Below are 7,703 nucleotides of genomic sequence, written 5' to 3' on the forward strand. Positions count from 1 at the left end.
TCGTTAGCTCAGTTGGTAGAGCATATCACTCTTAATGATGGGGTCGTAGGTTCGAACCCTACACGGGGCACCATTTTCTTCTGTCGTGGCTCATTCGTCTAGCGGTTAGGATACCAGCCTCTCACGTTGGTAACACGAGTTCGATTCTCGTATGAGTCACCATCTAAATAAAATTGATACGAAAATTTATAAGATTAGGAAGCCGCTCGGGCTTCCATAGGATAGATTATTTTAGGGTTTGGATGTAATCGGCGACGGCTGCGATATCTTCGTCGCTTAAAGGTTTCGCCATAGGCTTCATCATCGCAGACGATTTAAATTTATCAAGAGTGCCCGCTTTGTATCCGTTTAGAGACTCTACGATTTCCTCTTTTGATAAGGTATTTAGCGCAGGGACCTTGTTCATATAAGGCTTCTCTGCTTTTGCGCCGTGACAGGCCACGCATTTTTTGTATACCGCAGCTCCGTCGGCGGCAAAAGATCCTACCGCAAGCATAGCGGCAACGCTTGAAATAACGAATAGTTTTTTCATTATGTATCCTTTTTGAAAATGTGGTTAAATTATATTACAAAAAATCTAAATCGAGCTTAAATTATTTCTATATAATTAGCCCGAAATCACCGCGCGCATTTACCTAGTTTGCACACGCGGTCGTAGAGCTTTTGCGCTCGCTTTTCGTCGCCTACGAATTTTGCCAGCAAAAAGCAAGCCTGCGCATAGTCTAGTTCGCAGCTTTTAGCCAGTAGAGCCAGAGTTTCTCTTGCGTCTTTTTCCTTATTTTGCGCTTTATGTCTACTTTGCGAATAGATTAGTAAAGCTTCGTTGTAGCAGCCTACGCCGTCGTTTGCGTCGCAAGCGATTTTATATAGGTTCATAGCTTGTTTTAGATCGATTTTTTCATCCGCCAGCCCTTGCTCGTAAATTTGCCCTAAATTCGAACACGCCGTAGCCAGCCCTTTATCGCACGCTTTTTGGTAGTAAATTTTAGCGTCGTTAAAATTTTTAAGCGCGCTAAAATTTACGGCTAAATTATTGCATGAAATTTCATCCGCGTCCTCACATTTTCGCATTAGCTCTTCTTGCTCGTTAACGGCGCGTTCTTGCAGCCTCTCTTCGTCGCTTTGCCATAGTCCCATGCTCACCGTTTTTTGCCACGACCAGCACCCGCTAAACGCCGCCGCAGCAAGTAAAAGCAGGCAAAATTTTATAGCCGTTTTCAATTTTGCCCCAGCTTTTGTCCTAATCGCTTCATCTGCGGGCAGGCCTTATTTAACCCGCGAAAGCACGCGACCTTGTAGATATGATACGCTTTCATCTCGTCTTTTTCTACGCCTAGCCCCAGCTCGTACATCGCGCCTATATTAGCGCACGAAGGTACGTCGCCCGCCTCGCAAGCGTTTACGTAGGCGCTCATCGCCAGCTGATAGTCTTGCGCTACGATTTCGCCTTTTCGGTAGGCGTTGCCTAGATTATAGCACGAGTGCGCGCCGCCTTTGTTGCAGCCGTTTTTATATAACTCGATCGCTTTGCGCGGATCTTTTTGTACGCCGAGCCCGCTTTCGTAAAGCAGCCCCAAATTCGCGCACCCTAGCTCTACGCCGCCGTCGCAAGCTTTTTCGTAAAGCTTAAACGCATTTGCGTAATCCTTTAAAAACTCAAAATTCGCGCCCGCGTCGTTGCATGCGTTCATATCGTAATCTTCGCATTGCGACATCAAAAGCGAGATCGCGTTTTTTGAAATTTCCTCTTTACTTTTGACGACCTCTTCGTCGGTAGAAGTTTCCCATTTTTCCAAATTCGTTTCGCTAGGCTGGCGGGTACAACCCGCGAAGAATAGCGCCAGCAAAATCGTTGCAAGAAAATTTTTTCTCATTTTATCCCCTAAATTAAAATTGCCCGAACAGATCGTTTAGTGCTTCTGAAATACTAGGATGCGTGAAAATTTGGCTTTTGAAGAAATTTGCGTCCGCGCCCAGCCTCATAGCGATCGCAAGTTCGTTTATTATTTCGTGCGCATGGATGCAGTGAAACGCCGCTCCCAAAATTTCGCCGTTAGCGTTATCGACGATCGCTTTTAGCATGCCCGTATCGTGTGCGACGACCTTGGCGCCGGGAACCGCCGCCATGCTAAGTTTTAAAATTTTAGCGTCCTTGCCCGCGGCTTTAGCTTCTTTTTCGCTCATGCCGATTTTTGCGAGTGGAGTGTGCGTGAATAGTACGTTTGCGTGGACGGCGCGGTTTTGCGTCGTGCGTTTGCCCGCGCCGAAAAGTTTATCAAATACTATCCTAAAATCGTCCAGGCTCGTATATGTAAACAGCTCGCCGCCGCGCACGTCGCCGACCGCGTAAATATTGGGCTGCGACGTTTGTAAAAATTCGTTCGTTTCGACGTCGCCTTTCGCGTTTAGCTTTACGCCCGCAGCTGCCAAATTTAGCTTGTCAACGTTTGCTTTGCGGCCCAGAGCGCACAAAAACGCGTCCGCGATTACGCATTTTTCGTTGCCGTTTTGGCTAAATTTTAGGGTTTGATCTTTTAAAATTTCAAATTTGCAGTTTTCTAAAATTTCTATACCTTGCGTTTCTAGTGCGCTGCGCACGCTGTCCGCTACGTCGTCGTCTTCGTTTTTCATAAATTTGCCCCGACCAGCGATCGTTACTTTGCTTCCGAACGCCGCGAACATTGATGCGAATTCCAGCCCGATAAAGCCGTTGCCGACGACTACTAAATGCTTAGGCAGCGTTTCTAGCTCCAAAAGGCGTTTGCTCGAATATGCAAAATTAGAGCTAATCTCAAACGGCGCGTCGGTCTCCGTCGAGCCCGTGTTTATGACGATTACGGGCGCTTGCAGTTCTAGCGAGCCGCTCGCAGTTTTGATGCATACGGTATTTGCGTTTACGAAAGAGCCTACGCCGTCTATGACGTCGATATTCGGGTTGTCGTTTAGCATCGCGTAGTTTTTCGCGCGAAGAGCCGAGATTAGCTTGTTTTTATTTTCGATCGATAGCGCGTAATACTCGCTAGAAACGGCATTCGTTACGTAATGTGCCTCTTTTGCCGCCGTTATTAGGCGCTTTGTCGGGATGCAGCCGACGTTGATGCACGTTCCCCCGTACATTTGCGCGCTTTTTTCTATGAGCGCTACTTTTTTACCTAGACCCGCCGCCTTTACGGCCAGCGTTTTACCGGCCTTGCCGAAACCTATAATTATGATATCGTATTTCATTTATATTCGTCCTAAAATGTATTTGGTATTTTCGTTTGCCGTTTTGAGAGAAAATTTATGCTTATCGGCCCATTTATCGGCGATTTCATCGACTTGCGCCCGCTCGTCCGGCCTAGTCGCTACGTTTTTAATTTTAAAATAATCGCAACTGCCGCTCATAGCTACGAAGCAACCGAACGTCTTTAAACGGTCGTTTAACGCGACTATCTGCGCGGGTTCTATGCCGTTTGAGCTATTTAAAATGCGTTTAAGCTGAGTTAGGCTAACCTCGTCCTCGTTATAGCCGAGCTGCGATAACAGCGTTAAAAGCGCGTTGTTTTCCATTGCTATCCTTCCTTAGTTTTATGGTAATTATAAAATTTTTTGGATAATATTTACTAAATTTAAAAGGAAAAGCATGAAAAGCTATTTTTTAACGGCGTTTTTTTGCCTTATTTTAAGCGGCTGCGGCGTAAATTTAGCCCAAAGGCAAAAATTAGACCCGCAAATAGAGCAAATTTCAGACGCGATTTATCTGCATAATCAAGGCGAGCATAAAAAGGCGCTACGAAAATTCGAAAACTACGCGAGAGAGGGAAACGTAGAAGCCATGTATCAAGCGGGCGTCTATCACAGAGACGGGACGGCGGGGCGAAAGGATTTCGAGCGGGCGAAATTTTGGTTTGAAGCGGCGGGATATTTCGGGCACGTAGAGGCTTTGCGAAACGTCGGCGCGCTTTACGAATACGGGCTAGGCACGCGAAAAGATCTTAAAAAAGCGCGGGAATTTTACCTAAAAGCGGCGAAACTAGGCTCGCATCTAGCGGCTTACGAGTTAGCGCACGTCTACAAAAAACAGCGAAATTTTAAAGACGCGCGGGTATACTTTGAAAGAGCTTGCGGCGAAGGAGTAACGCCGGCTTGCGAGGAATTAGAAAATTTCCAAAAATAATTTCATCTTTTTAATCACCGCGGCGAGGCGGGTAGTCCGTTTTACGGATGCAAATTCAACTAAAATTTTAAAATTGAAATGTAAAAAGACGAGGCACGGGATTTTTCTCTTAGGCGCGACGGTTTTAAATTTTATGACGGGAGCGTATATGCGATACGCGGTCGAGTAAATTTAAAACCGACAAAGTATAAGTAGAAAAAGGCAAGCGACTACTTCTGGCTAATAAGAACGCCCTCTATTATCTTTTTAATATCCCCGTCTAGTATCGCGTCGGTCTGGCTATACGCCTCGCCCGAGCGGTTGTCTTTTACCTGCTGATACGGAAAAAGTACGTACGAGCGGATCTGGTGCCCCCAGCCGATCTCGCTCTTTTCGACGCTTGCGCTAGCTTCTTGCTGCTTCATAAACTCAAGCTCGTAAAGGCGCGATTTTAGCATTTTCATCGCGGTCGCGCGATTTTTATGCTGGCTACGGTCGTTTTGGCATTGCACGACGATACCCGTAGGTACGTGGGTTATGCGGATAGCGCTCTCGGTTTTATTTACGTGCTGACCGCCCGCGCCGCTTGCTCGGTAGGTGTCGATTTTAAGATCCTTTTCCTCGATTTCTATCTCTATATCGTCGTCTAGTTCGGGGCTTACCATCACGCTTGAAAAGCTCGTGTGGCGGCGTCCCGCGCCGTCAAAAGGGCTTACTCGCACCAGGCGGTGTATTCCGTTTTCGGCCTTTAAATAGCCGTATGCGTTTTCGCCTTTTACGATGAAGCTTACGTCTTTTAGTCCCGCTTCCTCGCCTTCTTGGAAGTCTAGCGTCTCGACCTTATAGCCCTCGCGCTCGCAAAAGCGCAGATACATGCGGTAAAGCATGCTCGCCCAGTCGTTGCTCTCGGTACCGCCGGCGCCGGGATGTATCGAGACGATAGCGTTTTTGCCGTCGTCTTCGCCGCTTAACATCATCGAAATTTCAAGGTTTACGATTTTTTGATTTAGCGCGCCGGCGTCCTCAAAAAGCGCGTTTAGCGTATCGGCGTCGTTTTCGGAATTTGCTAACTCGTAAAGCTCCGCCGCGTCGTCTACGGCGGCTTTGGCATCGGTAAATTTCGCTAGCATATTGGTGATTTTAGTTTTTTCTTTGCCGATTTGCCCGGCTCTTGCCACGTCTTGCCAAAAATTCGGATCGTGCTCGATGTTTTCTATCTCGCTAAGTCTTTTTTTTATGACGTCCGGTTTTACGATAGAGCCTATGTTTTCGACCTTAGTCGTTAGTGTTTTTAAAAGTTCGGTGTATTCGTAATTATCCAAAATTCGTCCTTTAAATTTTCGCGTATTCTAGCCAAAAAATCTTATATTTTAAACTTATTTCGCTAAAATGACGGATTAAAATTTTTAAGAAAAGAGATAAAAATGCAAATTTTAAGAACGACTAGGGAGCTTAAAGAATTCGTAGCTCTCGCGCTGGCAAATCACGACGAGATCGGCTTCGTGCCTACGATGGGCGCGCTTCATGCAGGGCACGCGAGCCTTATTCAAAAGAGCGTCTCGCAAAATCCCGTAACAATAGTTTCTACGTTCGTTAATCCTACGCAGTTTTTAGCGGGCGAGGATTTGGATAAATATCCTAAAAACGAGGCGTCGGACGTTAAAATTTGCGAGGAGGCGAGGGTTAGCGCTATGTTTATCCCGAGCGCGGAGGAGTTATATTTCGACGGCGAGGCTACTATCGCCGCGCCTAAAAATTTAGCCGAAATTTTAGAGGGCAAGACGCGTCCCGGACACTTTGACGGCGTTTTACGCGTGTTAAATAAGCTCTTTAACCTAGTCCGTCCGACGCGCGTTTATATGGGCAAGAAAGACGCGCAGCAGCTCGCTATCGTGCAAAATTTCGTAAAAACGAGCTTTCTTGGCTGCGAGATAGTGCCGTGCGAGATCGTGCGCGAGAGCGACGGACTAGCGCTTTCAAGCCGTAACGCCTATCTTAGCGAGAGCGAAAAATTCGACGCGCTTAGACTATCCCGTTCGTTAAGTAAAGCCGAAAATTTAATAAAAGACGGCGAGCGCGGCGCTTGCAAAATAAAATCCGAAATGCTCGAAATTTTAAAGCCTCTGACGGTCGATTACGTCGCGGTCGTAGATAGAAATTTTAACGAAATTTCGCTAGTAGAGCAGGATAATACGATAATCCTAGTCGCCGCGAACGTCGGTAATACGCGGCTAATAGATAATCTGTGGATATAAAATGAGTAAAATTTTAAGCCAAAATTCGGCCCAATCCGTAGGCGGCGATAAAAAAATCGGCAAACTCCACCTAATCTCGCTAGGCTGCAATAAAAATTTAGTCGACAGCGAAATAATGCTTGGGCGGCTCTCGCGTTACGAGATCACGGACGACGCGAGCGCGGCGGACGTCATTATCGTAAATACCTGCGGATTTATCGCGTCCGCGAAAGAGGAGAGCGTTCGCGCGATTTTAGAGACAGGCGCCAGCAAAAAAAAAGGCGCGACGCTCGTAGTTACGGGCTGTTTGATGCAGCGCTACCGCGAGGAGCTAATGCGCGAGCTGCCAGAAGTCGATCTTTTTACGGGCGTGGGCGATTACGATAAGATCGATGAAATTTTGCTAAAAAAGCAAAATTTATTTAGTCCGCAAACTTATTTGCAATCAAACGAAGAGCGCGTGATAACCGGCTCAAACTACCACGCTTACGTTAAAATTTCGGAAGGCTGCAATCAAAAATGCAGCTTTTGCGCGATCCCGTCGTTTAAAGGCAAGCTAAAATCGCGCTCGCTGCAAAATATAACGGACGAAGTACGCCGCTTGGTCGCGCGCGGGTTTTACGATTTTAGCTTCCTTTCGCAAGACAGCAGCTCGTGGATGCGCGACTGCGGGCGTGCCGACGGACTAATCGAGCTAATAGACGCGGTCGAAAAAATAGAAGGCGTAAAATCGGCGCGAATACTTTATCTATACCCTAGCACTACTTCAAACGCGCTAATAGAGCGAATCATCGCTTCGCCGGTGTTTCATAACTATTTTGACATGCCTATTCAGCACATTAGCGACAAAATGCTGCGAATTATGAAGCGCGGAAGCGGCGCGGCGCGGATAAAAGAGCTTCTAGCGCTAATGAAAAGCGCGCCCGACGCGTTTTTGCGCACGGGAGTGATAGTGGGGCATCCGGGCGAAGACGATAGCGATTTTAGCGAGCTTTGCGAGTTTTTAAGCGAGGTAAAATTCGATAGAATTTCAGCGTTTGCTTACTCGCGAGAGGAGGATACCGCGGCTTACGAGATGCCTCAGACGCCTACTAAAATAATATCCAAGCGGCTAAGCGGGATCGAAAAAATCATTAAAAAGAGTATCGAAAGTAGCTTTACTTCGGTTATCGGGCGCGAAATAATCGCTAGCGTCGAGGGCGTTAGCAGCGAAGGCGAGATGTTTTTCGGCGCTAAAATGGATGTTTGGGATAAGGACATAGACGGCGAAATTTTAATAAACGATAGCGAACTAGGCGAGCTTGAAGTGGGCGCAAGATACGCGTGCGAAGTCA

Annotated in this window: 9 protein-coding genes and 1 tRNA gene; 4 read left to right on the top strand and 6 right to left on the bottom strand. The window is 46.9% G+C overall.

From position 1 onward, the window contains the following. The first annotated feature begins 87 nt into the window (after positions 1–87). A tRNA-Glu gene (locus tag QZ147_RS07280) sits at positions 88–162 on the top strand. Positions 163–226: 64 nt separating this feature from the next. Here QZ147_RS07280 and QZ147_RS07285 read toward each other — a convergent pair. The 5 genes from QZ147_RS07285 to QZ147_RS07305 form a co-directional block, all read right to left on the bottom strand. Further along, positions 227–532: a c-type cytochrome gene (locus QZ147_RS07285; RefSeq protein WP_295148777.1), complete on the bottom strand. Its 306-nt coding sequence runs from the start codon at positions 530–532 to the stop codon at positions 227–229. Between the two features lie 86 nt (positions 533–618). Further along, positions 619–1,221 carry a tetratricopeptide repeat protein gene (locus QZ147_RS07290; RefSeq protein ID WP_295148780.1) on the bottom strand — a complete coding sequence of 201 codons (603 nt, stop codon included), beginning with the start codon at positions 1,219–1,221 and terminating at the stop codon, positions 619–621. Next, positions 1,218–1,874: a tetratricopeptide repeat protein gene (locus tag QZ147_RS07295; RefSeq protein ID WP_295148782.1), complete on the bottom strand. Its 657-nt coding sequence runs from the start codon at positions 1,872–1,874 to the stop codon at positions 1,218–1,220. The genes QZ147_RS07290 and QZ147_RS07295 overlap by 4 nt, the downstream gene beginning before the upstream one ends. A 13-nt stretch (positions 1,875–1,887) precedes the next feature. Next, complete coding sequence (locus tag QZ147_RS07300) at positions 1,888–3,225, bottom strand: FAD-dependent oxidoreductase (RefSeq protein WP_295148784.1); 1,338 nt, start codon at positions 3,223–3,225, stop codon at positions 1,888–1,890. After that, a complete protein-coding gene (locus QZ147_RS07305) occupies positions 3,226–3,549 on the bottom strand; it encodes a type II secretion system protein (RefSeq protein WP_295148786.1) in 324 nt (107 codons plus the stop codon). 73 nt (positions 3,550–3,622) lie between these two features. Between QZ147_RS07305 and QZ147_RS07310 the strand changes: the two genes are divergently transcribed. Beyond that, positions 3,623–4,156 carry a tetratricopeptide repeat protein gene (locus QZ147_RS07310; protein ID WP_295148788.1) on the top strand — a complete coding sequence of 178 codons (534 nt, stop codon included), beginning with the start codon at positions 3,623–3,625 and terminating at the stop codon, positions 4,154–4,156. A gap of 209 nt (positions 4,157–4,365) precedes the next feature. On the opposite strand, the gene prfB is transcribed toward QZ147_RS07310, so the two are convergent. Then, on the bottom strand, positions 4,366–5,457 hold the full coding sequence (gene prfB, locus QZ147_RS07315; RefSeq protein WP_295148791.1) for a peptide chain release factor 2: 1,092 nt from the start codon (positions 5,455–5,457) through the stop codon (positions 4,366–4,368). A 102-nt stretch (positions 5,458–5,559) separates the two neighbouring features. Between prfB and panC the strand changes: the two genes are divergently transcribed. Then, on the top strand, positions 5,560–6,390 hold the full coding sequence (gene panC / locus QZ147_RS07320) for a pantoate--beta-alanine ligase (protein ID WP_295148794.1): 831 nt from the start codon (positions 5,560–5,562) through the stop codon (positions 6,388–6,390). 55 nt (positions 6,391–6,445) lie between these two features. Then, on the top strand, positions 6,446–7,703 hold a 1,258-nt coding region (gene rimO, locus QZ147_RS07325; RefSeq protein WP_295148796.1), incomplete at its 3' end, for a 30S ribosomal protein S12 methylthiotransferase RimO.

Source organism: uncultured Campylobacter sp. (assembly GCF_905371695.1).
Classification (GTDB): Bacteria; Campylobacterota; Campylobacteria; order Campylobacterales; family Campylobacteraceae; genus Campylobacter_A.